This window comes from Roseomonas sp. E05, from assembly GCF_030063475.1.
Taxonomy (GTDB): Bacteria; Pseudomonadota; Alphaproteobacteria; order Acetobacterales; family Acetobacteraceae; genus Pseudoroseomonas.
The window spans coordinates 306,016-331,646 of sequence record NZ_JASIRT010000002.1 but is presented as its reverse complement, the minus strand read 5'-3'; the positions used below and the strand labels follow the sequence as shown (position 1 = coordinate 331,646).

Annotated in this window: 22 protein-coding genes; 16 read left to right on the top strand and 6 right to left on the bottom strand. The window is 71.3% G+C overall.

Features of this window, described 5'->3' with window-relative positions; translation table 11 throughout:
* Positions 1–109 precede the first annotated feature (109 nt).
* Genes lipA through QMO56_RS03985 form a run of 4 tightly spaced genes read left to right on the top strand, consistent with a single transcriptional unit; the run spans position 110 to position 2,956 of the window.
* Positions 110–1,117: a lipoyl synthase gene (gene lipA, locus QMO56_RS04000; protein WP_283523739.1), complete on the top strand. Its 1,008-nt coding sequence runs from the start codon at positions 110–112 to the stop codon at positions 1,115–1,117.
* Positions 1,117–1,608, top strand: a complete 492-nt coding sequence (locus QMO56_RS03995; RefSeq protein ID WP_283523738.1) for a type II toxin-antitoxin system RatA family toxin — start codon at positions 1,117–1,119, stop codon at positions 1,606–1,608. Before lipA ends, QMO56_RS03995 begins: the two co-directional genes overlap by 1 nt.
* Before the next feature lie 51 nt (positions 1,609–1,659).
* On the top strand, positions 1,660–1,860 hold the full coding sequence (locus QMO56_RS03990) for a hypothetical protein (RefSeq protein ID WP_283523737.1): 201 nt from the start codon (positions 1,660–1,662) through the stop codon (positions 1,858–1,860).
* Positions 1,861–1,888: 28 nt separating this feature from the next.
* On the top strand, positions 1,889–2,956 hold the full coding sequence (locus tag QMO56_RS03985; protein ID WP_283523736.1) for a low specificity L-threonine aldolase: 1,068 nt from the start codon (positions 1,889–1,891) through the stop codon (positions 2,954–2,956).
* A 154-nt stretch (positions 2,957–3,110) separates the two neighbouring features.
* Here the strand turns inward: QMO56_RS03985 and QMO56_RS03980 are convergent, their stop codons facing one another.
* A complete protein-coding gene (locus QMO56_RS03980; RefSeq protein WP_283523735.1) occupies positions 3,111–4,502 on the bottom strand; it encodes a M20/M25/M40 family metallo-hydrolase in 1,392 nt (463 codons plus the stop codon).
* A 201-nt stretch (positions 4,503–4,703) separates the two neighbouring features.
* Between QMO56_RS03980 and QMO56_RS03975 the strand changes: the two genes are divergently transcribed.
* A complete protein-coding gene (locus QMO56_RS03975) occupies positions 4,704–6,398 on the top strand; it encodes a methyl-accepting chemotaxis protein (protein ID WP_283523734.1) in 1,695 nt (564 codons plus the stop codon).
* Between the two features lie 18 nt (positions 6,399–6,416).
* Here the strand turns inward: QMO56_RS03975 and tpiA are convergent, their stop codons facing one another.
* Complete coding sequence (gene tpiA, locus QMO56_RS03970) at positions 6,417–7,166, bottom strand: triose-phosphate isomerase (RefSeq protein WP_408906499.1); 750 nt, start codon at positions 7,164–7,166, stop codon at positions 6,417–6,419.
* 124 nt (positions 7,167–7,290) lie between these two features.
* On the opposite strand from tpiA, the gene QMO56_RS03965 reads away from it, so the two are divergent.
* The 6 genes from QMO56_RS03965 (at position 7,291) to lexA (ending at position 13,988) form a co-directional block, all read left to right on the top strand.
* Complete coding sequence (locus QMO56_RS03965; protein WP_283523733.1) at positions 7,291–9,186, top strand: SurA N-terminal domain-containing protein; 1,896 nt, start codon at positions 7,291–7,293, stop codon at positions 9,184–9,186.
* Between the two features lie 324 nt (positions 9,187–9,510).
* Positions 9,511–10,542 carry an anthranilate phosphoribosyltransferase gene (trpD, locus tag QMO56_RS03960; protein ID WP_283523732.1) on the top strand — a complete coding sequence of 344 codons (1,032 nt, stop codon included), beginning with the start codon at positions 9,511–9,513 and terminating at the stop codon, positions 10,540–10,542.
* Between the two features lie 56 nt (positions 10,543–10,598).
* Positions 10,599–11,408, top strand: a complete 810-nt coding sequence (gene trpC, locus QMO56_RS03955) for an indole-3-glycerol phosphate synthase TrpC (protein WP_283523731.1) — start codon at positions 10,599–10,601, stop codon at positions 11,406–11,408.
* Positions 11,405–11,929, top strand: coding sequence for a cyclic pyranopterin monophosphate synthase MoaC (gene moaC, locus QMO56_RS03950; RefSeq protein ID WP_283523730.1), 525 nt, complete (start codon positions 11,405–11,407; stop codon positions 11,927–11,929). The genes trpC and moaC overlap by 4 nt, the downstream gene beginning before the upstream one ends.
* Positions 11,929–13,134, top strand: a complete 1,206-nt coding sequence (gene glp / locus QMO56_RS03945) for a gephyrin-like molybdotransferase Glp (RefSeq protein WP_283523796.1) — start codon at positions 11,929–11,931, stop codon at positions 13,132–13,134. Before moaC ends, glp begins: the two co-directional genes overlap by 1 nt.
* A gap of 128 nt (positions 13,135–13,262) precedes the next feature.
* Positions 13,263–13,988 (top strand): transcriptional repressor LexA, encoded by a 726-nt coding sequence (gene lexA / locus QMO56_RS03940; RefSeq protein ID WP_283523729.1) that lies wholly within the window; start codon positions 13,263–13,265, stop codon positions 13,986–13,988.
* Here lexA and QMO56_RS03935 read toward each other — a convergent pair.
* On the bottom strand, positions 13,982–16,159 hold the full coding sequence (locus QMO56_RS03935; RefSeq protein WP_283523728.1) for a ComEC/Rec2 family competence protein: 2,178 nt from the start codon (positions 16,157–16,159) through the stop codon (positions 13,982–13,984). The genes lexA and QMO56_RS03935 overlap by 7 nt on opposite strands.
* A 79-nt stretch (positions 16,160–16,238) precedes the next feature.
* On the opposite strand from QMO56_RS03935, the gene gltX reads away from it, so the two are divergent.
* Positions 16,239–17,639, top strand: coding sequence for a glutamate--tRNA ligase (gltX, locus tag QMO56_RS03930; protein WP_283523727.1), 1,401 nt, complete (start codon positions 16,239–16,241; stop codon positions 17,637–17,639).
* A 7-nt stretch (positions 17,640–17,646) separates the two neighbouring features.
* Here the strand turns inward: gltX and QMO56_RS03925 are convergent, their stop codons facing one another.
* Both QMO56_RS03925 and QMO56_RS03920 read right to left on the bottom strand, forming a co-directional pair.
* Positions 17,647–17,961, bottom strand: a complete 315-nt coding sequence (locus tag QMO56_RS03925) for a hypothetical protein (RefSeq protein ID WP_283523726.1) — start codon at positions 17,959–17,961, stop codon at positions 17,647–17,649.
* 51 nt (positions 17,962–18,012) lie between these two features.
* Positions 18,013–18,867: a PhzF family phenazine biosynthesis protein gene (locus QMO56_RS03920; RefSeq protein WP_283523725.1), complete on the bottom strand. Its 855-nt coding sequence runs from the start codon at positions 18,865–18,867 to the stop codon at positions 18,013–18,015.
* Between the two features lie 210 nt (positions 18,868–19,077).
* Between QMO56_RS03920 and QMO56_RS03915 the strand changes: the two genes are divergently transcribed.
* The gene (locus tag QMO56_RS03915; RefSeq protein ID WP_283523724.1) at positions 19,078–20,268 is read left to right on the top strand and encodes a M20 aminoacylase family protein; all 1,191 of its coding nucleotides are present in this window, start codon (positions 19,078–19,080) and stop codon (positions 20,266–20,268) included.
* 46 nt (positions 20,269–20,314) lie between these two features.
* Here QMO56_RS03915 and QMO56_RS03910 read toward each other — a convergent pair whose 3' ends face one another.
* Positions 20,315–21,889: an ABC transporter substrate-binding protein gene (locus QMO56_RS03910; protein ID WP_283523723.1), complete on the bottom strand. Its 1,575-nt coding sequence runs from the start codon at positions 21,887–21,889 to the stop codon at positions 20,315–20,317.
* Between the two features lie 273 nt (positions 21,890–22,162).
* Here QMO56_RS03910 and QMO56_RS03905 point away from each other — a divergent pair, with 273 nt between their 5' ends.
* The 3 genes from QMO56_RS03905 (at position 22,163) to QMO56_RS03895 (ending at position 25,601) form a co-directional block, all read left to right on the top strand.
* On the top strand, positions 22,163–23,392 hold the full coding sequence (locus QMO56_RS03905; RefSeq protein WP_283523722.1) for an MFS transporter: 1,230 nt from the start codon (positions 22,163–22,165) through the stop codon (positions 23,390–23,392).
* 80 nt (positions 23,393–23,472) lie between these two features.
* The gene (locus QMO56_RS03900; RefSeq protein ID WP_283523721.1) at positions 23,473–24,831 is read left to right on the top strand and encodes an MFS transporter; all 1,359 of its coding nucleotides are present in this window, start codon (positions 23,473–23,475) and stop codon (positions 24,829–24,831) included.
* 134 nt (positions 24,832–24,965) lie between these two features.
* Positions 24,966–25,601, top strand: coding sequence for an arylsulfatase (locus QMO56_RS03895; RefSeq protein WP_283523720.1), 636 nt, complete (start codon positions 24,966–24,968; stop codon positions 25,599–25,601).
* Positions 25,602–25,631 lie beyond the last annotated feature (30 nt).

Genomic DNA, 25,631 nt, shown 5'->3' with positions numbered 1-25,631 from the left:
CGGGGCGCACCCCTCGCCTCCGCGCCCGGATTGCCTCTATAGAGCACGGCCAGCGGCCCGCTCCGGAACCGACCGGCGCGGGCCGACCGGCAAGGAGCCAGAATCCCGAATGGCCACCCGTATCCTGATCGATCACCGGGCCGGCGGCGCCGTCGCCGGCGCCGAGGGCGCCGCCCCGAAGCCGCTGCGCCACCCCGAGAAGGCGCACCGCCCGGACAACCCGATCAAACGCAAGCCGGACTGGATCCGGGTCAAGGCGCCGACCCACCCGATCTACCACGAGACGCGCGGCCTCATGCGCGACAACAAGCTGGTGACGGTGTGCGAGGAGGCGGCCTGCCCGAACATCGGGGAGTGCTGGTCGCAGCGCCACGCCACCATGATGATCATGGGCGAGATCTGCACCCGCGCCTGCTCCTTCTGCAACATCACCACCGGCCAGCCCAAGCAGTTGGACGCCGATGAGCCGCGCCGCGTGGCCGATGCCGTGGCCAAGCTCGGCCTGCGCCATGTGGTCATCACCAGCGTGGACCGGGACGACCTGGCCGATGGCGGCGCCGCCCATTTCGCCGCCGTGATCGCCGCCATCCGCTCGGCGGCGCCCGAGACCACCATCGAGATCCTGACCCCCGACTTCCTGCGCAAGGACGGCGCGCTGGAGGTGGTGGTCGCCGCGAAGCCGGACGTCTTCAACCACAACCTGGAGACGGTGCCGAAGCTCTATCCCAGCATCCGCCCCGGCGCCCGCTACTTCCACTCGCTGCGCCTGCTGGACCGGGTGAAGGAGCTGGACCCCTCGATCTTCACCAAGTCCGGCCTGATGGTCGGCCTGGGCGAGACGCGGACCGAGGTGCTGCAGGTGATGGATGACATGCGCAGCGCCGAGATCGACTTCCTCACCATCGGCCAGTATCTCCAGCCCACGGTGAAGCACGCGGCGGTGGACCGCTTCGTCGAGCCGGCCGAGTTCGAGGACTATGCCCGCATGGCCCGCGGCAAGGGCTTCCTGCTGGTTTCCGCCACGCCGCTGACCCGCTCCTCCTACCACGCGGACCGCGACTTCGCGGCCCTGCGGGAGGCGCGCAACGCCAAGCTCCGCGGCGGCGTTGCTGCCTGATGCCGACCCATGCCGAGAAGCGCATCCTGCGCTACAGCCCTGAGCAGATGTACAACCTGGTGGCGGATGTCCGCCGCTACCCGGAGTTCCTGCCCTGGTGCGTCGGCGCGCGGGTCGTCTCACACACCGAGAACGAACTGCTGGCCGACCTGACCATCGGCTTCAAGATGTTCCGCGAGACCTTCCGCTCGCGGGTGCTGCTGGAGCGGCCGCACAGCATCCGCGTGCGCTACGAGAACGGCCCCTTCCGCTACCTCAACAACAACTGGACCTTCAACCCGGTCGAGGGCGGCACCGAGGTCGATTTCTTCGTCGATTTCGAGTTCCGCTCGCGGCTGTTGCAGGCCGTGATCGGCACCGTCTTCAACGAGGCGGTGCGGCTGATGGTCCGCGCCTTCGAGCGGCGCGCCATGGCGCTCTACGGGCGGGACGGGTACGCCCGCACGGCCGAGGGTTCGCCTGTGCCGGGCAACTCGCCGGCCGCGCCATAAAACCCGCCCGGCGCCGGCCGTAAGGGGCTGACGGCGCCGGTTGCCCCTGCCATGCTGCCGGCACCGATGCCGCTCGCCCTGATCCTGCTCGCCGCCCTGGCGGCCCTCACCTATTGGCAGTCCACCGGCCCGGTCCTGCTGCAGGACCTGCCCGGCTGGCTCTTCCCTGCGCTCGCGGCGCTGGTCGTGCTGTTCGTGATCTACCGGCTGGCCCGGTGGCTCTACGTCTCGATCACCGACCTCTCCGACTGAGCCCGTCTTCCAGCAAAGGTCCGCCCCGATGGTGCATGCCCCGTCCCGCCCCCCAGTCGGCGCCCCGCCGGTCCGCATCAATCTCTATTCGGACACGCAGACCCGCCCGAGCCGGGCCATGAAGGAGGCCATGATGGCCGCCGAAGTGGGCGACGAGCAGTTTGGCGACGACCCGACGGTGAACGCCCTCTGCGACCGCATGGCGGCGCTGATGGGCAAGGAAGCGGCGGTCTTCCTGCCCTCCGGCACCATGTGCAACGTCATCGCCATCCGCACCCATTGCCACGCCGGCGACGAGGTGCTGGCGCATGAGACGGCGCATATCCTCTCCAGCGAGGGCGGCACCCACGCGGCCACCACGGGCGTGCAGATCCATCCCCTGAAGGGCGCGCGCGGCATGTTCGACGCCGACACCCTGCGCGCCGCCATCCGTCCGGGCGGCCGCTACAGCCCGCCGCAGCGCCTGCTGGAGGTGGAGCAGACCGCCAATATCGGCGGCGGCGGCATCTGGCCGCAGGAGCAGCTCGACTCCGTCGTCGCCGTGGCGCGTGAGCAGGGCTGGGCCACGCATATGGACGGCGCCCGGCTGATGAACGCCGTGGTCGGTGCCGGCATTCCCGCCGCCGAGATGGTGGCCGGCTTCGACTCCGTCTGGCTGGACTTCACCAAGGGCCTGGGCGCCCCGCTCGGCGCGGTACTCTGCGGCTCCGCCGAGTTCATCGGCCAGGCCTGGCGCTGGAAGCAGCGGCTGGGCGGCTCGATGCGGCAGGCCGGCATCTGCGCCGCCGCCTGCCTCTACGCGCTGGACCACAACATCGACCGCCTCACCGAGGACCATGCCAACGCCAAGGCGCTGGCGCGCGGCCTGCGGCAGATCTCCGGCATGAAGGTCGAGGAGCCGGACACCAACCTGGTGTTCTTCGACCCCTCCGGCACCGGCCTCTCGGCGGCGGACCTGGTCGGCGCGCTGCGCCTCCAGGGCATCCACCTCTCCATGCTGGGCGGGCGCATCCGGGCCTGCACGCATCTCGACGTGACGGCCGGGATGATCGAGGAAACCCTCGGCGCCATCCGCGCGGCGGTGTCCAAGGGCTGAAACAAGGCTGGGGGGAATGAATTCCCCCCAGGCCCCCCATCTTTTTTCCTCGGGTTTCCCGCGCAAGCGGCCCGCGCTGCGCCAAACTGACAAAAAGAAGATGGGGGGTCGGACGCACTGCGTCCGACGGGAATTCCTTCCCCCAAGCCTTCTTTTACCTTCCGAGCTTCCCGAGCAGCCGCACATGGCTGCGCGCCCCGGCATGCAGGCAGCTCAGTTCGAACTTCTCATTCGGGCTGTGAACCTGGTCGTCATCCAGGCCGAAGCCCATCAGCAGGCTGTCCAGCCCCAGGATGCCCTTCAGGCTGGAGGCCACCGGGATCGAGCCGCCGCCACCGGCACGCACCGCCGGCCTGCCGAACTCCTCCAGCAGCACCTCCTCCGCCGCCTTCAGCCAGGGCGAGTCGGACGGCACGGAGACGGCCGGCGCCATGCCGAAGACCTGCAGCTCGAACTTCGCGTCCGCCGGCAGGCGGGCCTGCACGAAGGCACGAATGCCTTCGACGATCTTCGCCGGGTCCTGCCCCGCCACCAGCCGGCAGGAGAGCTTGGCGTGACCCTCGCAGGCGATGACGGTCTTGGACCCCTCGCCCATGTAGCCGCCCCAGATGCCGTTGATGTCGGCGGTCGGGCGCGCCCAGAGCCGCTCCGGCGCGCTACGGCCCTTCTCGCCGCCCGGCACGGAGAGGCCCTGGGTGCCAAGGAAGGCGGCTTCGTCGAAGCCCAGCGCCTCCCAGGCGGCGCGCTGCTCGACCGTCGGCTCGGCCACGCCGTCATAGAAGTCCGGGATCTGGATGCGCCCCTCGGCATCCTTCAGCTCGCCGAGGATGCGGGTCAGCAGGTTCAGCACATTGCCGGCCGAACCGCCGAACAGGCCGGAATGCAGGTCGCGATCGCCGAGCTTCAAGTCGATCTGCACATAGACCATGCCGCGCAGGCTGACGGTCAGCGCCGGCGTCTGCGGGTCCCACATGTTGGTGTCGCTGATCAGCGCGAAATCGGCGGCAAGCGTGGCCTTCTCCGCCTCCAGCACGGCGTCGAGGTTCGGGCTGCCGACCTCCTCCTCGCCCTCAACCAGCACGCTGACGCGCACCGGCGGGCCGCCGGCCGTCGTGTTCCAGGCGCGCAGCGCGGCCAGCCAGGTCATCACCTGGCCTTTGTCGTCCACCGCACCGCGGGCGACGATGCGCGGCCCCCGCGGTCCTTCAGTGATGACCGGCGCGAAGGGCGGGCTGTCCCACAGGGCCAGCGGCTCCGGCGGCTGCACGTCGTAATGGCCGTAGATCAGCACATGCGGCGCATCGCCGCCGGGGCCGGGATGGGCGGCGATCACCACGGGATGGCCGGGCGTGTCGCGCAGCCGTGCCTGAAAGCCGAGTTCGCCCAGTTCGCGCGCCAGCCATTCGGCGGCGGCACGGCAGTCGGGCGCATGGGCGGGCTGGGCGCTGACACTGGGGATGCGCAGCCATTCGAGCAGGCTGGCCTCGGTTTCGCGGCGGGCGGATTCAAGCGCGGCAAGCGCCTGCGCGGTCTGGTTGTTCGACATGATGGAGAAGTGTCGCGCTATGTGGCTTGTAAGAAAAGAGCCTGCATTGCTCTCAACATTTCGTGAGATCTTGCGCTGGCACGGTCATAGGCCGGTTTCCGGCCCATCGCTTCGCAGCCGCAGCAAGCTTCCGTTAGGCGCCGGAGGTCACCATGCCCGGAGAGGCGGCGCCCGGCGCCGCGAAGAATGGAGGTGAACCCCGTGCATCTGCTTCATCGGCTGCGTATCCGATCCAAGTTCGTGATCCTGCTGGGCCTTTCGGCACTGACCGTGCTGCTGCTGTTCGGCGCCTCGGCGGAGGTGATCCGAAGCCGCATGCGGGAGGACCGCGTGGACAAGCTGCGCGCTGCGGTCGAGATCGTCCGCAGCGTCGCGGAGACGCTGGAGAAGCAGGTTGCCGCCGGCAGCCTGACGCGCGACGAGGCGACCGAACGCTTCCGCCAGCAGGCCCGTTCCTTCCGCTTCGATGGCGGCACCGGCTATGTCCTGGCCTATGGGATGGACGGGTTCACCTTCCTCTCGCCAGCGACACCGGCCGCCGAGGGCAAGATCAGCACGACGCGGGACCACTTCGGCAATGTCATTCCCGAGGTGTTGCGCAGCGCCGCGCTGACGGGGCCGCAGGGCGGGACCGGCTCCTACTGGTACCCGAAGCCGGGGCAGAGGGAGCCGCTTGAGAAGCTGGTCTTCGCCCGCCACTTCGCCCCCTGGAACATGATCCTCGCCTCCGGCGCCTATGCCGACGACCTGGATGCGGAGTTCAACGCCGTCATCCTGCGCTTCGGCCTCGCCGCGACCGCCCTGCTGGCGCTGACGGGACTCGGCGCCTGGCTCATCGCGCGCGACATCGGCGGCGCGCTGCGCCGGCTTGCCCAGGGCATGGCGCGCATCTCGGGCGGGGAGCTGGATGGCGCGGTGCCGGAGACCGGCCGCGGCGACGAAATCGGTGAAATGGCCGCCGCCCTCGCCGTGCTGCGCGAGAACGCCCTCGCCAAGCGTAGCCTGGAGGCCGAGACCGCCCGCCGCGAACAGGAGGCGGCGGCGGAGAAGCGCGCCTCCCTGGAGGCGCTGGCCGCCCGGCTCGACAGCTCGGTGGGCCAGATTGTCGGCCGTCTTGCGGAGGCCGGCGAGGGTCTGCGCGGCGTCGCCGCCACCATGGTGCAGGCCGCCGAGAGCGCCCGCACCGGCACCGAGGGCGCGCTGCGCAGCGCCGGGAGCGCCGCCACCAACGTCAATGGCGTTGCCGCGGCGGTGGAGGAGATGACCAGCAGCAGCGCCGAGATCGGCCGCCAGGTGACCGAGGCCTCCGGCGTGATCCGCGCCGCCGTGGCGGATGCCCAGCGCACCGACGCTTCGGTGCAGGGCCTCGCCGAGGCCGCCCGGCAGGTCGGTGACGTGGTGCAGCTGATCGAGCAGATCGCCGGCCAGACCAACCTTCTGGCGCTCAACGCCACCATCGAGGCGGCGCGGGCCGGTGAATCCGGCAAGGGCTTCGCGGTGGTCGCCTCCGAGGTGAAGAGCCTCGCGGCGCAGACCGCCAAGGCGACCGAGGAGATCCGCAGCCAGATCGCCACCATCCAGGAGGAGACGGCGCAGGCGGTGGAGCGGGTGCGCGGCATCGCCGGCACGGTCTCCTCGGTGGACAGCATCGCCAGCGCCATTGCCGCGGCGGTCGAGGAGCAGACCGCCGCGATGCGGGAGATCGCCCAGAACGTCAGCCAGGCCGCGGCCCGCACCGGGGAGGTCTCGCAGGAGCTGGAGCGGGTGGCCGGCGCCGCCGGCACCACCGGCAGCGCCGCGCAGCAGGTGCAGACGGCGGCGGCCGGCGTCACCGGCCAGCTCGGCACCCTGCGCCAGGAGGTCAGCGGCTTCCTCGGCAGCCTGCGGGCCGCCTGAGCGGCCCCGCCGCCGCCGTCACGCGACGGCGGCGGCGATCGCCAGGAAGTCGGCCGCCACCAGGCTGGCGCCGCCGACCAGCGCGCCATCCACATGGGGCAGGGCCAGGATCGCCTTGGCATTGCTGGGCTTCACCGAGCCGCCATAGAGGATGCGCAGCCCCTCCCCCGCGGCGCCGAAGGCGCGCACCAGCTCCGCCCGGATGCGGGCATGCATGGCGGCGATGTCCTCATCCGTCGGGGTGCGGCCGGTACCGATGGCCCAGACCGGCTCATAGGCGACCACGCCGCCGGCCGCGCCGAAGCCCTCGGGCAGGCTGCCGGCGAGTTGCCCGGCCACCACCGGCTCCGCATCCCCGGCCAGCCGCTGCGCCTCGCTCTCGCCCACGCAGACGATCGGCGTCAGGCCCTCGGCCAGCGCCGCCTCGGCCTTGGCCTTCACTGCGGCATCGCTCTCCCCGTGGTCGGCGCGGCGCTCGGAATGGCCGAGAATCACATAGCTCGCGCCGACATCCTTCAGCATGGCCGCCGAGACGTCCCCGGTATGGGGGCCCTTCGCCTTGGCGTGGCAGTCCTGCGCGCCGAGGCCGACCGCACTGCCCACCATGGCCATCTTCACCGCCGCCAGATGCGGGAACGGCGGGCAGACCAGCAGCTCCGCCGCCCCTCCCGCCCCGGCAGCGACACCCTGCGCCAGGGCCGTGGCCTCCGCCAGGGTGCCGTGCATCTTCCAGTTCCCGGCGATCATCGTGCGCACACCAGGGGTCATGCTCGGCTCCTTGCTTCCTGATTCGGACGAAAATCCTTCCCCGCCGCGCTACAGGGGGCGGCCATGTTTGGCAACCGGGCGCGTTTTCCCTATGGTCCGGCCGCCTCCATCCAGACGGATCACGATGCTCACTGCGCTGCGACGCCTTGCCGGCACCTGGTTTGCCAAGGCCCTGTTCCTTCTCCTGATCCTTTCCTTCGGTATTTGGGGGATCGAGGACATCGTCCGCCGGATCGGCACCGACACCGCGGTCGCCCGGGTCGGCGGCGATCCCATCGAGCTGACGGAAGCCCAGCAGGCGGCGCGCCGGGAAATGCTGCGGATGCAGCGCCAGCTCGGCCCGAGCTTCGAGATGAACCCGCGCATGGCGCAGGCCGTCGGCCGGCAGGCGGTGGAGCAGCTCGTTCTGGATCGCGTGCAGCGCCAGGAGGCGGCGCGCATGAACATCGCGGTGCCTGAGACGGCCCTGCGCGACTACATTTTCGGCATTCCCGCCTTCCACGGCGCCGATGGCCGCTTCAGCCGCCCGCTGTTCGACGGCTTCCTGCGCAACAACGGCCTGAGCGAAGGCGAGTTCCTCAACCTGCTGCGGGCCGATCTGCAGCGCCAGCAGCTCGTCGGCGCGGTGCGCGCCGGTGCTGCCGGGCCGGATGCGCTGACCAAGCCGCTGCTGGCCTGGGAGCGCGAGCAGCGCGTGGCCGATCTGGTGCTGCTGCCCTTCGCCGCCGCCCCCGAGCCGGCGGCGCCCGAGGAGGTCCAGCTCCGGCGCTTCCACGAGAACAACCCCGACCGCTTCTCCTCCCCCCAGTACCGCCGCTACACCCTCGCGGTGCTTTCGCCCGAGACGGTGGCCGCCGAGATCAAGCCGACCGAGGAGGAGCTGCGCGCCGCCTACGAGGCGCACCGCAACGAGTTCGAGGCGCCGGAACGCCGCACCATCGAGCAGGCCCTGCTGCCCAGCCAGGAGAAGGCGCAGGCGGTGGCCGAGCAGTGGCGCGGCGGCGCCGACTTCGCCGGCATCGAGGCGGCGGCCCAGCAGGCAGGCGGCCAGGCGGTCTCGCTCGGCACCACCGACCGCAGCGGGCTGCCGGTGCCGGAGCTGGCGCAGGCCGCCTTCGCCCTGCCGGAGAACGGCATCAGCGATCCCGTGCGGACCAGCTTCGGCTGGCACGTGCTGAAGGTGACCGATATCCAACCCGAGCAGGTGCGCGGCTTCGACGCGGTGCGCGACGAGCTGGCCGCCATGGTCCGCCGGGAGCGCGCGGCCGATCTCGCCTATGAGCGTGCCAACCAGGTGGAGGACGCCCTCGCCGGCGGCGCCACCCTGGCGGAGGCGGCCCAGCGTTTCGGCCTCGCCCTGGCCGAGGTGACCACCGACGCCTCGGGCCAGACCCAGGCCGGCACCCCCGCCGACCTGCCGCTGAGCGGCGCGGCCGAGGACATCGCGCTGCGCGCCGTCTTCGCCGCACAGCAGGGCGACGCGCCGCGCCTCGCCGAGGCCGGGCAGACCGCCCTCTTCGCCTTCGAGCTGAAGGAGATCATCCCCGCCGCGCTGCGCCCCTTCGAGCAGGTCGAGGCGCAGGTGCGCGAGGCCTGGCTGGCCAATGCCCGCCGCCATGCCCAGGAGGAGCGCGCGGCGGCGCTGCTGACGGCGGTGAAGGGTGGCAGGCCGCTGGCCGAGGCGGCACGCGAGGCAGACCTCCCGGTGCAGCGCGTCGGCCCCTTCAGCCGGCAGCCGCAGCCCGGTCTACGGCTGCCGGCCGAACTGCTGCGCCCGGTTTTCGACACCCCGCCGGACCAGGCCACCATGGCCGAGACGGCGGATGGCTTCGCGGTGGCGCAGCCCGTGCAGGTGATGCCCTTCAACCCGGACGGCGACCCGCTGGCGGTGGGCCGCGTGCGCGATGCCGTCGAGCAGGCGATGCTGAACGACCTGGAGGCGCAGTATCTCGATGCTCTGCGCGCGCGGGCGGAGGTCACCTACAACGAGGCCCTTCTGGAGCAGGTGACCCCGCGGTGAACGGGGATCACCTGCGCGCGCAGGCGCTCCCCCCAGGACGGCAAGGCTGAATATTCGCTGCAAAACCGTACTCTATTCCTTTGTTTTTCAACTTTCCCATGCGCCACGAAAGAGCGGCGTCGCTGACGTCAGGGGGAGATTCATCTCCCCTTGTTGTCCGATGAGCGCAAAGGCTAGCCTCCCGTTGCGGCCGGCCTCGCCGATGCTGGCGCACCATGCCCCACAGGAGGATCGCAGCATCATGTTCCGGCAGAGCGAGCCGATGGACCGGTTCTTCCGTATCGTCACACCCTTGCGCGCCGCTGCTGCCATGGCAGGCAGGGCATGCTGACGCTGAAGCCCGTCCTCGCCCGCCTGGCGCTGGGTGAAACGCTCTCCGAGGCCGAGGCGGAGCAGGCCTTCGGCCAGATCATGGAGGGCGAGGCCACCCCCGCGCAGATCGCCGGCATGCTGATGGCCATGCGGGTGCGTGGCGAGACAGTGGCCGAGATGACCGGCGCCGCGCGCGCCATGACCGCCCGGATGGCGGCCATCGAGGCGCCGCCGGGTACCATCGACATCGTCGGCACCGGGGGCGATGGCGCGGGCACGCTGAACATCTCCACCGCCGCCGCCATGGTGGTGGCCGGCGCGGGGGTGAAGGTGGCCAAGCACGGCAACCGCGCCCTCTCTTCCAGGTCCGGCGCCTCGGACGCGCTGGCGGCGCTGGGCATCAACCTCGACGTGCCGCTGCCGCTGCTGCCGGATGTGCTGCGGCAGGCCGGAATGGTGTTCCTGATGGCGCCCCGCCACCACGCCGCGCTGCGCCACGCCGCCGGGCCGCGCGTGGAACTGGGCACGCGCACCATCTTCAACCTGCTGGGGCCGCTGACCAATCCGGCCCGGGTAAAGCGGCAGATGACCGGCGCCTTCGCCCCGCAATGGCTGCGCCCGATGGCGGAGACCCTCCTGCGCATCGGTACCGAGCGCGCCTGGCTCGTGCACGGGCAGGGGCTGGATGAGCTGACGCTGGCCGGCCCGAGCCAGGTGGTCGAGCTGCACAACGGCGCGATCCGCGAGTTCACCATCCGCCCTGCCGATGCCGGGCTGCCGGAAGCGCCGGCCGAGGCGCTGAAAGGCGGCGACCCGATGGAGAATGCCGCCGCGCTGGAGGCCCTGCTGCGCGGCATGCATGGCCCCTATCGCGATTGCGTCGTGCTGAACGCGGCGGCAGCCCTTGTCGTCGCAGGCGAGACGACCGATCTCCCTGCCGCGGCCGAACGCGCCGCCCGCTCCATCGACGAGGGCGCGGCGCTCGCGGTGCTGGAACAGCTGCGCCGCGCCACGCATCCCCCCGCCGAGACCGCGCCGGGCTGAAACCCAGCCCCCTCCCCCTCTTTGTTGCCTGCGCGCGTCCGCGCCGAGAGATGGTCATGAACGTCGATACCCTGCCCGACACCCTGCTGCGCATCCTTGCCGACAAGGAAGTGGAAGTGCGCGAGCGGGCCGCCGCCACGCCCCTTTCGGAGATCGAGCGCCGCGCCCGTGACGTGGAGCCGCCGCGCGACTTCACCGGCGCCCTCTGCTCCGCCGTGGCCGAGGGGCGCATCGGATTGATCGCCGAGATCAAGAAGGCCTCCCCCTCGGGCGGACTGATCCGCGACCCCTTCGAGCCGGCGGCGCTGGCCCGCGCCTATGAGGCGGCGGGCGCCGCCTGCCTCTCGGTGCTGACCGACGGACCGCATTTCCAGGGCAGCCCGGCCGATCTCGTGGTGGCGCGCGGCGCCTGCTCGCTGCCCGCCCTGCGCAAGGACTTCATGATCGACCCCTATCAGGTGTTCGAGGCCCGCGCGATGGGCGCGGACTGCATCCTGCTGATCATGGCGGCCCTCTCGGATGCCCAGGCGCGCGAGCTGGAGGAGGTGGCCCGCAGCCTGGACATGGCGGTGCTGGCGGAGGTGCATGACCAGCGCGAGCTGGACCGCGCGCTCGGCCTGAACACCCGGCTGATCGGCATCAACAACCGCAACCTGCGCACGCTGAAGACCGACCTCGCCACGGCGGAGGCGCTCGCCCCGCTGGTTCCCGCCGACCGCATCCCGGTGGCCGAGAGCGGCCTGCGCAACCCCGAGGATGTGCACCGGATGGCCCTCGCCGGCGCCCGCTGCATCCTGGTGGGCGAGCATCTGCTGCGCCAGCCGGACGTCACCGCCGCCGCCCGCGCCATGGTGGAAGCGGGATGAGCGAGGGCGGCGAAGGCTTCGACCCGCCGCGCGCGGCGCCCGCCCCCAGGAGCGGCCTGACGCATTTCGACGCGGAGGGAAAGGCTGTCATGGTGGACGTCTCCGCCAAGCCGGCCACCGAACGGCTCGCCGTCGCGCGCGGCCGGGTGCGGATGGCGCCGGAGACGCTGGCCGCCATCCGGGCCGGCGGCCTGGGCAAGGGCGACGTGCTGGGCGTGGCCCGCATCGCCGGCATCATGGCCGCCAAGCGCACGGCCGACCTCATTCCGCTCTGCCACCCGCTGGCGCTGACCTCGGTGAAGCTGGAGCTGACGCCCGAGGTACCGGATGCCGTGGCCATCGAGGCGCGGGTGAAGACCACCGGCCCCACCGGGGTCGAGATGGAGGCGCTCACCGCCGTCACGGTCGCCGCGCTGACGGTCTATGACATGTGCAAGGCCATCGACCGCGGCATGCACATCACGGACGTGCACCTCGCTCGCAAGGAAGGCGGAAAATCAGGACTTTGGGAGGCGCCTTGATGATTTCGGTAGAGGAAGCCCGCAGCCGCATCCTGGCCATGCTGAAGCCGGCCGGGACCGAAACCGTGGCCCTCGCCGAAGCCTGGAACCGGGTGCTCGCCGCGCCGGTCGCCGCCCGCCTGACCCAGCCGCCGGCCGATGTCTCCGCCATGGACGGCTATGCCGTGCGCGCCGCCGAGGCCGTGGAAGGCGCGTGGCTGCGGGTGGTCGGCGCCGCCCCGGCCGGGCATCCCTTCGCCGGCAGCGTGGGCGCCGGTGAAGCCGTGCGGATCTTCACCGGCGGTCTGGTGCCCGCGGGAGCCGACGGCATCCTGCTGCAGGAGGATGCCGAGGCCGCCGAGCACCGGGTGCTGGTGCGCGAAACGGTGCAGCCCGGCCGCTGGATCCGCCGCGCCGGGCTGGACTTCACCGCCGGCGAGACGCTGGTCGCCCCCGGCCGCCGCCTGACGGCGCGCGACATCGGCCTCGCCGCCGCCAGCAACCATCCCTGGCTGACCGTGCATCGCCGCCCCCGCATCGGCATCCTGGCCACCGGCGACGAGATCGTGCTGCCGGGCGAACCTCTGCCGCCGGGTGGCATCGTCTCCTCGAACGCGCATGCTCTCGCGGCGCTGGTGCGTGCGGCCGGGGCCGAACCTCTGGTGCTGCCGATCGCCCGCGATGACACGGCCGCCATCGGCGCCGCCGCCGAGGCCGCCCGCTTCTGCGACCTGATGGTCACCACAGGCGGCGCCAGCGTCGGCGAGCACGACCTGGTGCAGCAGGCGCTCGGCCCGCGCGGCTTCACGCTCGACTTCTGGAAGATCGCCATGCGGCCGGGCAAGCCGCTGATCTGGGGGCATCTGGGCGAGACGCCGCTGCTCGGCCTGCCCGGCAACCCGGTCTCGGCGCTGGTCTGCGGCGTCATCTTCCTCTGGCCGGCGCTGGCCGTGCTGGCCGGGCTGCCACCCGCCGCGCCGCCGCTGCGCCGCGCCATCGCCGGCGCCGACCTGCCCGCGAACGACAGGCGCGAGGACTACATGCGCGCGCGGCTGCATCAGGCGCCGGATGGTCAGTGGGTGGCCACCGCCGCCAACCGCCAGGACAGCTCCATGCTGCGCGTGCTGGCCGAGAGCGGCGCCCTGCTGCGGCGGACACCCCATGCGCCTCCTCTCGCGGCGGGCGCGCCGGTGGAGGTGATCAGCCTCTCCGATCTGGGCCTCTGACACTTTTCCACACCCCAAGTGGCGGAAATCAGGGCGAATGCCGGTTGACCGGCAGGCGGGAACTTTCGTAGAACACTATGACGGTTGCCGCTTTGTTCGCGGCCATCGCCGCAGGCAGGGAGCCCCGCATGCTCACGCGCAAGCAACACGAGTTGCTGATGTTCATCGACCGGCACCTGCGGGACACCGGCTTCTCGCCCTCCTTCGAGGAGATGAAGGAGGCGCTGAAGCTCCGCTCGAAGTCCGGCATCCACCGCCTGATCACCGCCCTTGAGGAGCGCGGCTTCCTGCGCCGCCGCGCCCACCGCGCCCGTGCGCTGGAGGTGATCCGCCTGCCGGAGAGCACTGCGCCCGCCACGCTGGCGCGCGCCGAGCCCGCCCCGGCGGCACGCCCGGCCTTCGCGCCCAATGTCATCCGGGGTACCTTCGCCTCCAACCTTCCCGGCGTGGCGCGCGGCGCCAACGAGGCCGCAGCGGTGCATCTGCCGCTCTATGGCCGCATCGCCGCCGGCCAGCCGATCGAGGCGCTGCGCGACCAGGGCACCAGCGTCGAGGTGCCGGCGGCGCTGCTCGGCGGGGGCGAGCACTACGCGCTGGAGGTCTCCGGCGACTCGATGGAGGGCGCCGGCATCCTCGACGGCGACACCGTCATCATCCGTCGCGACGACATGGCGGAGAACGGCAGCGTCGTGGTCGCGCTGGTGGACGAGGCCGAGGTGACGCTGAAGCGGCTGCGCCGGAAGGGCAACTCCATCGCGCTGGAAGCTGCCAATCCGCGCTACGAGACGCGCATCTTCGGCCCCGACCGGGTGAAGGTGCAGGGCCGCCTGGTCGGGCTGCTGCGCCGCTACTGATCCTTCGCCCAGGCCGGGCGGGGCGGCGGCGGCACCCAGGGCCGCGCCCCGCGCCAGTCACGGTCCGAGACCACCCGCACGCCGCCACGGCCCAGCCAGATGGCGTGCGGCCCGTCCCGCCAGACGCTGAAGCGGTCCACCACGGCCGTGCCCGGGCAGCGGCCTCGGATCGGCTCGGCCGAGACCAGCACCGCCGCCTGCCCGCAGGCCCGCGCTGCCTGGACGGAGGCGGCCTTCTCTCCCCGCCGCGGCTTGGTCACGCGCAGCAGCATCGCGGCCGGTCCGTCCGGGTGCGGCTGGAAGCGGCAGTCGAGCCCGGGGCAGTCCAGCCCCTCCTCCTCATGCTCCCCTGCGCTGGGCAGAAGCTCGGCCTCCTCCTCCCCCCAGCCGCGCAGCCAGTTGTCGCGCAGGAAGTTCGAGGCGCCGCTGGCGCGCTGCAGCACCACCCCCTGCGGCGTGCGCAGCGCGATCAGCCGCGCATCGGCCGAGACGAGGATGTCGGGCGGCGTCACCGTCGCGGCGCTGAGCAGGCCGGCCGCCGCCAGCGGCAGGCCGAGCAGCCGCCAGCGGGTCTGCCAGAGGCAGAGCCAGAGCAGGCCGAAGCTGGTCAGCAGAAGCCCCCAGGGCGGGATCGGCATGGCGGTCAGCGCCGCGCCCGGCCAGGCGGCCACGGTACGCGCCACCGTCAGGATGCCCTCCACGCCCCAGCCCATCGCCGCCAGCGGCCAGGCTTCCAGGCCCAGCGGCATCAGCGCCACCGCCAGCATCCCGGCCGGCATCACCAGGATGGAGGTCAGCGGCACCGCCACCATGTTGGCGGCCAGTCCGTAGAGCTGCAGCCGGCCGAAATGGTGCAGGCCATAGGGCATGGTGGCCAACCCGGCGAGCAGTGAGGTCAGCACCATTCCCAGCAGCACCAGGGCCGGGCGACGCCACCATTCGGCGCCCTGCCGCCAGCGCGCCAGGAGCGGTCCGGTGGCCTCCGCACCGGCGATCAGCACCAGCACGGCGGCGAAGCTCATCTGGAAGGAAGGGCCGAGCAGCGCCGCCGGCTGCATCAGCATCACCGCCGCCGCGGCCAGCGCCAGGGCGCGCAGGGAGAGCGCCCGCCGGCCGATCAGGATGCCGAAGGTCACCAGCGCCGCCATGGCGAAGGAGCGCTGCATCGGCACCTGTGCGCCGGTCAGCAGCATATAGGCGCCACCCAGCAGCAGCGCGCCCGGCGCGGCGATCCGCTTGCTGTCCCAGCGGAGCGCCAGCGCCGGCACCAGCGCGACGCCGAAGCGGACGATGCCGAATCCCAGCCCCATGACGATGGCGATGTGCAGCCCTGAGACCGAGAGCAGGTGCGCCAGCCCGGAATCGCGCATCGCCTGCATGTCGGGTGCCGGGATGGCGCTCTGCCCGCCGGTCAGCAGCGCCGCGGCCACCGCCCCCGCGCCGCCGGGCAGGACGGCAAGCACGCGCCCTTCCAGCCAGGACCGGGCGGCGGCGAAGCGGGGCGTCTGGGCCGCCTCGCCGATCCGCTCTGCCGGTCCGAGGGCGAAGCCGGAGCCGCCCAGGCCGCTGAAGAAGGCGTCCCGCTGGAAGTCCCATCCGCCCGGCGCCGGCGGTACGGAGGGCTCGCGCACCAGGGCGCGCAGGCGCAGCTGTTCGCCCGGTGCCGGGTGCAGCGGATCGTTGGTGCGCAGGCGGATTCGGATCCGCCGCGCCAAAGGTAGCTCACCAGGGCCGAGGCGGACCTCGCCCAGCGTGAGGCGCAGCCCCTTCGGGAGGGTTTCCACCGCCTCCACCCGGCCTTCGAGCACCACGGCGCGCCTGGGAAGGTCCAGCGGCGCGGGCAGGCGGGCCGCCTGCCAGCCGGCGACGCCGAAGCCCAGCGCGGCCATGCCGGCCAGCGCCAGGATCCAGGCCAGTATCGGCCTTCCACGCAGCAGCACGGCGCCGAGCAGCAGCGGCGCCGCGAGCGCACCCCAGAACGGCCCCGGTTCGCTGCGCTGGGCGAAGTAGGTGAGGATGCCGGCGCCAAGCGCCACCGGCAGCCAGAGCGGCAGACGGCTCCACTCCGCCTCCAGGAGTTCCCGCAGGCGTTGCACGACGGCGGCAGGCCGCCAGGAGGCCGGGGGGCCGTCCAGCGGCAGGGGAACGGAAATCGCGTCAGTGTCGCTCATGGCTTCTCAACCTATGCGCGCACTCTACAGGCAGGGCCAGGAGTGTTAAAAGCATCCGCTCGAAGGAACTGGCCGAGCAATGACCGTACGCACCCGTTTCGCCCCCTCCCCGACCGGGTATCTGCACATCGGGGGCGCGCGCACCGCGCTCTTCAACTTCCTCTTCGCGCGCCACCATGGCGGGAAATACCTGCTGCGCATCGAGGACACCGACCGCGCCCGCTCCACGCCCGAGGCGGTGCGGCAGATCATCGAGAGCCTGGAATGGCTCGGCCTCTCGCCGGACGAGCCGCCGGTGATGCAGACCGCGCGCGAGGCGCGGCATGCCGAGGTGGCGCGCGAGCTGCTGGCCCAGGGCAAGGCCTATTCCTGCTACACCACGCCGGAAGAGCTGGCGGAGATGCGCGAGACGGCCATGAAGGAAGGCCGCCCGCCGCGCTATGACGGCCGCTGGCGCGACCGCGACCCCGCCGAGGCGCCGGCCGGCGTGAAGCCCGTCATCCGCATCAAGGCCCCGCGCGAGGGCGAGACGGTGATCCACGACCTCGTGCAGGGCGAGGTGCGCGTGCAGAACAGCGAGCTGGACGACATGGTCATCCTGCGCTCGGACGGCACGCCGACTTACCTGCATGCCGTGGTGGTGGACGACCACGACATGGACATCACCCATGTCATCCGCGGCGACGACCACCTGACCAACACCTTCCGCCAGGCGATGATCTACGACGCCATGGGCTGGGCGCGGCCGCATTTCGCGCATATCCCGCTGATCCACGGCGCGGACGGCGCCAAGCTCTCGAAGCGGCACGGCGCCGTCGGCGCCCTGGAGTTCCGCGACCAGGGCTTCCTCCCCGAGGCCGTCTGCAACTATCTGCTGCGGCTCGGCTGGGGCCATGGCGACGAGGAGTTCGTGCCGCGCGAGCGGGCCATCGAACTCTTCGACCTGAAGGATGTCGGCCGCGCCGCCAGCCGGATGGACTACGCCAAGCTGACGCACCTGAACGCGCAGTACCTGCGGCAGATGGACCCCGACGCCTTGGCCCACCGCGTGCTGGAGATCCTGGCCAAGCGCCCCTCGATCGGCTTCGGCACCGAGGGCGCCGAGCGCGTGCAGTTGCTGGTGCCGGACATCATGCCGCGCGCCCGCACGCTGAACGAGGCCGCCGACATGGCCGCTTTCGCGGTGGCGAACATCCCCCTGCCCTTCGAGCCCAAGGCCGAGGCGCTGCTGACGCCCGAGGCCAGGGAGCGGCTGAAGGACCTCGCCGTGTTCCTGACCGACGCGCCCTGGGAGCGCGCCGACCTCGACAAGTGGCTGCGCGACTATGCCGATGTGAAGGGCGTGAAGCTTGGCGCCATCGCCCAGCCGCTGCGCGCGGCGCTGACCGGCAGCACCCAGTCGCCGCCGATCGACGCCGTGCTCTTCGCGCTCGGCCGCGGCGAGGCGGTGTCGCGGATGCTGGCCGCGGCGGGCGAATGACCCCGCCTCAGCCGCCGAACTTCGCGAACACCATCCGGTCGCGGTTGTCCTGCATCAGCTTGGTGATGCTCGGCACCTTCTCGAAGCCCAGGCCCCGCGGCAGGCCCTCCTCCTCGTCCGGCGTGATCTTGGCGTAGCTTTCGCCGCCGACCTTCTCCCATTTCCCGGCCGGCTTCTTCACCTCCAGGTTCGCCACCGTGGCCTTGAGCACCAGCCGCACGATCGCCTCCTTCGGCGCCGACGGCTTGGTCAGGCTGGGATGGCCGCCAAGCATCTGCCAGCCATTCGCCAGCGCCCAGGCCGTCAGTTCATCCTTGTCCATCGCTTCGCTCCCCTGCTGAACGTCTCGCCGCAGCGGCCGGAGGGGGCGGACTCAAAGCCGCACCGTCCCCTCGATGCAGCTCGTCACCGCGCCGCCGACCCAGATCTCGGCCCCATCCCGCTCGACCTGCACGCGCCCGGCCCGTCCCAGCGCCGTGCCCTGGCTGGCGACATAGCTGGGCGGCGCGATCCCGCTGCCGATCAGCCACTGGGCGAGGCTGGCATTCAGGCTGCCGGTCACCGGGTCCTCATAGCCCCCGGCGGTGAAGGCGCGCACCTCGAACTGCGCCTCGGCGCCATCGGCCATCTCGTCCCAGGCCCCGGCCACGCCCACCCGCAGCCCGCCCAGGGCCGCATAGTCCGGGCGCACCGCCAGCACCTCGGCCCGCGAGCGCAGCAGCACCGCCAGCCAGCCCGGCCCGTTGTCCACCCAGCTTGAGGCGACAACGGCATCCGGCGCCAGGCCCAGCCCCCTGGCGACCTTCGCCAGCAGCCCCGGCTCCAGCGGCCCGCCTCGGCGCAGCGGAGGCGCCGCGAAGAAGAGCTGGCCCGCGGCGCCACGGCGGATGCGGATGAGGCCGGCCTCGCATTCCTGGATGATGTCGCCGCCCCTCGGCACCCCACCGGAGGCCAGCCAGACATGGCAGCTCCCCAGCGTCGGATGCCCGGCGAAGGGCAGCTCGGCTGAGGGCGTGAAGATGCGGAGGCGGTAGTCGGCCCCGGCCTGTCGTGGCTGCAGCAGGAAGGTCGTCTCGCTCAGGTTCGTCCAGTTGGCGAAGGCCGCCATCCGCTCGTCGCCCAGCGCATCGGCGCCGACGACCACCGCGAGCGGATTGCCGCGCAGCGGCTGCGAGGCGAACACGTCCACCTGCTGGAATGGAAGGCGGGTCCCGTCCTGGTTCGGCATGGTCGTCCTCGGGATGATGGGCCAGAGCCTAGGCAGGCGCTTCGCCGGCGGTCAACGCAGGGGCGCTGGGGTGACAGGCCGGCACAGCTTTCCCGCCCGACTTTTCCCCGCCTTCGCCCTTTCCAGACGGCGTTGCCGGCGGCATGTAAGCCCCTTCGCTGGCGCGGACGGCCCTGCCCGCCGCGCGCCGGGCAACCGGGAGATCACCACGTGAACGATACGCTTCTCGCCGCGCTGCGCGCCATGCAGCCGGAACTGGCCGCCATTCGCCAGGACATCCACGCCCACCCCGAGATCGGCATGGAGGAGGCCCGCACCGCCGGTCTGGTCGCCGCCAAGCTGAAGGAATGGGGGCTGGAGGTCACCGAGGGCGTCGGCCGTTACGGCGTGGTCGGCACGCTGAAGGGGAAGCAGCCCGGCCAGCGCGCCATCGGCCTGCGCGCCGACATGGACGCGCTGCTGATCAACGAGGCCACCGGCCTGCCCTACGCCTCCGCCAATCCCGGCACCATGCATGCCTGCGGCCATGACGGTCACACCACCATGCTGCTCGGCGCCGCGAAGTATCTCTCGGAGCACCGCGACTTCGGCGGCACCGTTCAGTTCATCTTCCAGCCGGCCGAGGAAGGCCGCGGCGGCGCCCTGGCCATGCTGGCCGACGGGCTGTTCGCGCGCTTTCCGGTGGATGCCGTCTATGGCCTGCACAACGAGCCTGGCCTGCCGCTCGGCCAGTTCGCCATCCGCCCCGGCCCGTTCATGGCGGCGCCGGACCGCTGGCTGGTCACCTTCAAGGGCACCGGCGGGCATGGCGGCGCCACGCCGCACCTCTCGACCGACGTGACGGTGCTGCAGGCGCAGTTCATCCTGGCGCTGCAGACCGTGGTCAGCCGCAACATCGCGGCGGTTGATTCCGCAGTCATCAGCGTCGGCGCCATCGCGGGCGGCTCCTTCGGCTCCACCAATGTGATGCCGGCCGAGATCCGCATCGGCGGCACCGCGCGCTCCTACCTGCCGACGGTGCGCGACACCATGGAGCGACGGATGCGCGAGCTGGCCGAGGGGCTGGCCGCGACCTTCGGCTGCACGGCCGAGGTGGAGTACAGCCGCAAGGGCACGCCGCTGGTGAACCATGCCGAGCAGACCGGCATCGCCGCCCAGGCCGCGGCAGCCCTGGTCGGCGTCGGACAGGTGAACGACGAGGCGCAGCCGGTGACCGGCGGCGAGGACTTCGCCTTCATGCTGGAGAAGAAGGCGGGCGCCTTCATGTTCCTCGGCCAGGGCGCGGGCGGCGCGACGTCCGAGGGCCTGCACACGCCGACCTACAACTTCAACGACGACGCCATTCCCTACGGCGTCGGCTACTGGGTCAGCCTGGTGCAGGAGGAGCTGAAGCTCGCCTGAATCAGGAAGGGCCGGGCGGATCGCTCCGCCCGGCCCCAGCGGCGGATCACTTCTTCGGCGTGATGTCCAGCGCGCGCGTCATTTCGTCAGCGCGCGGGGTGTGCTCGAGCTTGTCGCGCATCGCCCACAGGTTCACCTGGTGGTGCAGCGGGATATAGGCGTAGTCCTTGGCCAGGATCGCCACGAGGTCCTGGAACATCGACTCCCGCTTCTCCTCGTCCACCACCTGCAGCGCCTTGGTGAGCAGCGCGTCGTACTCCTTGTTGGAGTACAGCGTGTGGTTCACCGCGCCCCAGCCCTTGGTGCGGTCGCGCGTGCCGAACTGGCTCTTCAGGCCCGGCGATGGCTCACCCACCGAATTCGCCCAGCCGCTCAGCGAGACCGAGTTGTCCTGCTGCGCTGTGCGCTGGAAGAAGACGCTGGAGGGCATCGCATCCACATTGGTCTTCACGCCGATGCGCGCCCACATCTGGCCGACCGCCTGCGCGATCAGCGAATCATTGATGTAGCGGTTGTTCGGCGCCAGGAGCGTGATGGTCAGGCCGTTGGGGAAGCCCGCCTCGGCCAGCAGCTTCTTCGCGCGGGCCGGATCATAGGGCGGCGGCGGCACGTTCGGGTTATAGCCGAAGGTGCCTTCCGGCATCATCTGGCCGGTCGGGCTCGCGGCGCCCGACATGATGCGGTCCACGATGGCCTTGCGGTTGATGGCGATGGAGAGCGCCTCGCGCACGCGCCGGTCGAGCAGCGGGTTCTTGTCCAGCTTCTCGCCGTTCGGGCCGGAGATATAGGGTGTCTGCTCGCGGAAGTCGGTGCGCATCAGGATGCTGCGCAGGCTGTTGGCGCGGGAGATGTGGATCCCCTTCTCCTTCTCCAGCTTGCTGACATCCTGCGTCGGCACGCTGTCGATGAAGTCCACGTCGCCCGCCTGCAGCGCCGCGACGCGCGCGCCGTCATTGGCGATCATGCGGTAGTCCACGCGGCCCCAGGTCGGCTTGTCGCCCCAGTAGGCGTCGTTGCGGACGAAGATGGCGCGGTTGCCTTGGTCGTAGCGCTCCAGCTTGTAGCGGCCGGTGCCGATCGCCGCCTTGCCGCCGTTGAAGTCGCTGGTGGAAACCTCGTCGCCCAGGCCGCGCCAGATGATCGCGATCTGCGTCATGTCGGTCGGCAGCAGCGGATAGACCGTTTTGGTGTGGAAGCGAATGGTGTGCGGGTCCACCACCTCCATGCGGTCGATCGCGCGGGTATAGAGCGCGTAGGAGCCGGGGCTGTTCAGCACCTTCGGCACGCGGTTGATGGTGTTCACCACGTCCTCGGCGGTGAAGTCCTCGCCGTTCTGCCACTTCACGCCTTCACGCAGCTTGAACTCCCAGGTCTGGTCGTCCACCGCCTTCCAGCTCACCGCCAGGCCAGGAACCGGCCGGCCCTCGGCCGTGCGCTCCACCAGGGCTTCGAAGACATGGTCGGACAGCGCCGCATTGGGCGTCAGCGTGTGGTAGTGCGGATCGAAGGACGTGGCAGGCGCGGCGACCGCGAGCGTCAGGTCCTGCGCCTGCGCCGGCGCAATCGCACCCAGGCAGAGCGTGGCAAGGAGGGCGGCAGCCGCCCGTTCGGTTCGTCGCATCCCCAATAACTCCCATGCCGGCGTGAATGAATCCGCTCCGGCTTTCATCGGCCGTGTAAGCCGTATCTGTTGCAGGCAGCCCAACACACCAGGGGCATACGGGGGCTGTCAACGCCATCCGGGATATCCCGTAGTGCCCCAACGGGATGAAAGTCTGGCTGCATTCCGCCACCCCGGGTCGGGGGCGCGGCGCCCGCCGCGCCTTTCGCGCCCGGATCGCCGCGTCATGCACGGCGGAATGGAACCCAGAGCGGTGCAGGTCGTTGCGGCGTTATGTTCAACGCCATCCGGCCGGTGCAGAGCCTGCTGATCTCGATCTTCATCCTGATGGCCGGCGGCGGCTTCATGCCGACGCTGGTGAGCGTTCGCCTGGAAGCCGTGGGCACCGGCGCCGCGGTGATCGGCCTTGTGGGTTCGGCCTACTTCGCCGGCCTGACCCTCGGCTCGCTGCAGGCGGCGACGGTGATCCGCCGCGTCGGGCATATCCGTGCCTTCGCCTTCTTCGTTTCGCTGCTCTCGGCCAGCACGCTGGCCTATGCGCTGTATGAATCGGCGGGACTCTGGGCGGCGCTGCGGCTGATCGACGGCTTCTGCATCGCCGGCGTCTATGTCTGCCTGGAGAGCTGGCTGAACGACCGCGCCAGCCCCACCGAGCGGGGCTCGGTGCTCGCCGCCTACATGGTCGCCCTCTACGCCGGCCAGGGCCTCGGGCAGTTCCTGCTGAACCTCAGTGCGGGCAGTCCCGGGCGCCCCTTCCTGCTGGCTTCCATCCTGGTCTCGCTGGCGGTGCTGCCGGTGGCGCTGACCCGCGCGAGCAGCCCCGTGCTCGGCGACTATCAGGCGCTCTCGATGCGCCGCCTTTACATGGCCTCGCCCCTCGGCATGGTCGGCGCCGCGATCACCGGCATTGTCCTCGGCGCCTTCTACGGGCTGGGCGCGGTGCATGCGCAGCGCATGGGGCTTGACCTCGCCGCCACGGCGGCCTTCATGAGTTCCGTGATCCTGGGCGGCGTGACGCTGCAATGGCCGCTCGGCTGGCTTTCCGATCACTTCGACCGCCGCACGGTGATCCTGGGCGTCTTCGCGGGCACTGCGGGCGTCGCCCTCGCCATCGCGCTGCTGGGCGCGCCCGGGACGCTGCTGCTGATACTGGGGGGCATCTTCGGCGGCCTGAGCTTCGCGCTCTATCCGCTCTGCGTCGCGCATACCAATGACCGCCTCACGGCGGCCGAGCGGATCGGCGCGAGTGCCGGGCTGGTGCTGGTCTATTCCGCGGGCGCGGCGGCCGGGCCGCTGGCCGGGGCGGCGAGCATGTCGGCGTTCGGCTCCGCCGGACTCTTCCTCTTCATCGCGGCCGGCGCCGCGGCGGCCGTCGCCTTCGGCCTGTGGCGCCTGGCGGCGCGCCCCGCCCCGCCCGGCGAGCAGCAGCAGTCCTACCAGGCGCTGCCGCACACCACGCCGATGTCGGCCGGGCTCGATCCCCTCTCACCGGAGAACCCTTGAGGCCGCGAGCCCGGGCTTAGCTTGCGGCGGATACTGTCAGGAGGACACGAATGCAGGATGAACACGGACCCGCGCGGCACATGAGCGCGCATCCTCCGCCGGGCGTGCTGCGGAAGGCGATCGCCGCCTCGGCGGTCGGCAACGCCACCGAATGGTTCGACTACGGCATCTACGCCTATGGCGTGACCTACATCTCCGCCGCCCTCTTTCCCGGCGAGGCGGCGGAAGCGACGCTCTTCGCGCTCGCCACCTTCGCGATTTCCTTCCTGGTGCGGCCGCTGGGCGGGTTCTTCTGGGGGCCGCTGGGCGATCGGCTCGGCCGCAAGGCCGTGCTGGCCATCACCATCCTGCTGATGGCTGGGGCCACCTTCTGCGTCGGCCTGATCCCCTCCTATGACAGCATCGGCCTCTGGGCGACGGCCATCCTGATCGTGCTGCGCATGGTCCAGGGTTTCTCCACCGGCGGCGAGTACGGGGGTGCCGCCACCTTCATGGCCGAATACGCCCCGGACGACCAGCGCGGCTTCTGCGGCAGCTTCCTGGAGGTGGGCACGCTGGCCGGCTTCTCCTTCGGCGCGCTGCTGATGCTGGGCTTCTCCCTGGTGCTGGGCGATGAGGCCATGCAAAGCTGGGGCTGGCGCCTGCCCTTCCTGGTCGCCGGGCCGCTGGGCATGGTCGGCATGTATCTGCGCTCGAAGATGGAGGACACGCCGGTCTTCCAGGAGATGGAAGCGACGAGCGCCAAGGAGCCCAGCGCCGGCAGCGAGCTGAAGCACCTGCTCAGCACCTACTGGAAGCCGCTGCTGGTGATGGGCGGCCTGGTCGTCGCGCTGAACGTGGTGAACTACACGCTGCTGAGCTACATGCCGACCTACCTGGAGCGGCGGCTTGGTCTCACCACCCAGCAGGCGCTCTTCGTGCCGATCATCGGCATGCTGTTCATGATGATCCTGCTGCCCTTCGCCGGCATGCTGTCCGACCGGGTGGGCCGCAAGCCGCTGTGGTGGTTCTCGCTGATCGGCCTGTTCGTGCTGGTGATCCCGCTCTACCACCTGATGGAAGCCAGCTTCCTCGGCGCCATCCTGGGCTTCGCGGCGCTCGGCTTCCTCTATGCGCCGCAGCTCGCCACCATCTCCGCCACCTTCCCGGCGATGTTCCCGACGCCGGTCCGCTTCGCCGGCTTCGCCATCGCCTACAACGTCTCCACCTCGTTGTTCGGCGGCACAGCGCCAGCGGTGAACTCCTGGCTGATCGGGCTGACGGGCGATGAACTCATGCCGGCCTATTTCATGATGGCCGCTTGCGTGGTCGGCATGGTCGCACTGGTCTTCATGATCGAGACGGCCGGCCATTCGCTGCGCGGCGACCAGATCCCGGGTACCGAGGCGGCCCGCCTCGCCCTGGCGCGGCGGGCGCAGGCCCGGCCAGCGCCGGGCTGAACCTCCGGCGGCGGCCCCATGGCGGGCCGCCGCGTCTGGCCAGGGCAGCGCTGAGGGTGCCAAGCTGCGCCAGACAGAGAGGAGACGCCCCATGATGCCACCTGCCCCACCTGCACCCCGGTGCCGCTGAGGCCATGCGCATCGCCCTGATCCACGCGCTGCGGCACTCGCCGCCGCCGATCGAGGCCGCGCTGGCCCGGCTCTGGCCGGAGGCGCGGCCGATGAACCTGCTGGATGACAGCCTCTCCGCCGACCTGGCGCGGGAGGGCCGCCTCACCCCCGCGATGACCGGGCGCTTCCTGACCCTCGCCCGCTATGCCGCAGGCACCGGCGCGCGCGGCATCCTGTTCACCTGCTCCGCCTTCGGCCCCTGCATCGAGGCCGTGGCGCGCGACCTCGCGCCGATGCCGGTGCTGAAGCCCAATGAGGCGATGGTCGAGGAGGCCGTCGCGGCGGGGAAGCGCATCGGCCTGCTGGCCAGCTTCGCGCCGACGCTGGCTTCCATGCCCCCCGAATTCCCGCCGGGCGTCACTCTGGTGCCCTGCCATGCGGAAGGCGCGCTGGCCGCGCTCGATGCCGGAGACGGCGCGGCGCATGACCGGCTGGCGGCCGAAGCGGCCCGCCACGCCTTCGCCGGCTGTGACGCAGTGGCGCTGGCGCAGTTCAGCCTAGCGCGGGCGGCGGGTGCGGTCGCGGCGGCCACCGGCCTGCCGGTGCTGACCACGCCGGACAGCGCCGTGCGCAAGCTCCGCCGCCTGCTGGAGCGCTGAAACGCTTCGCTAACCCGCCCTGCCCTATCC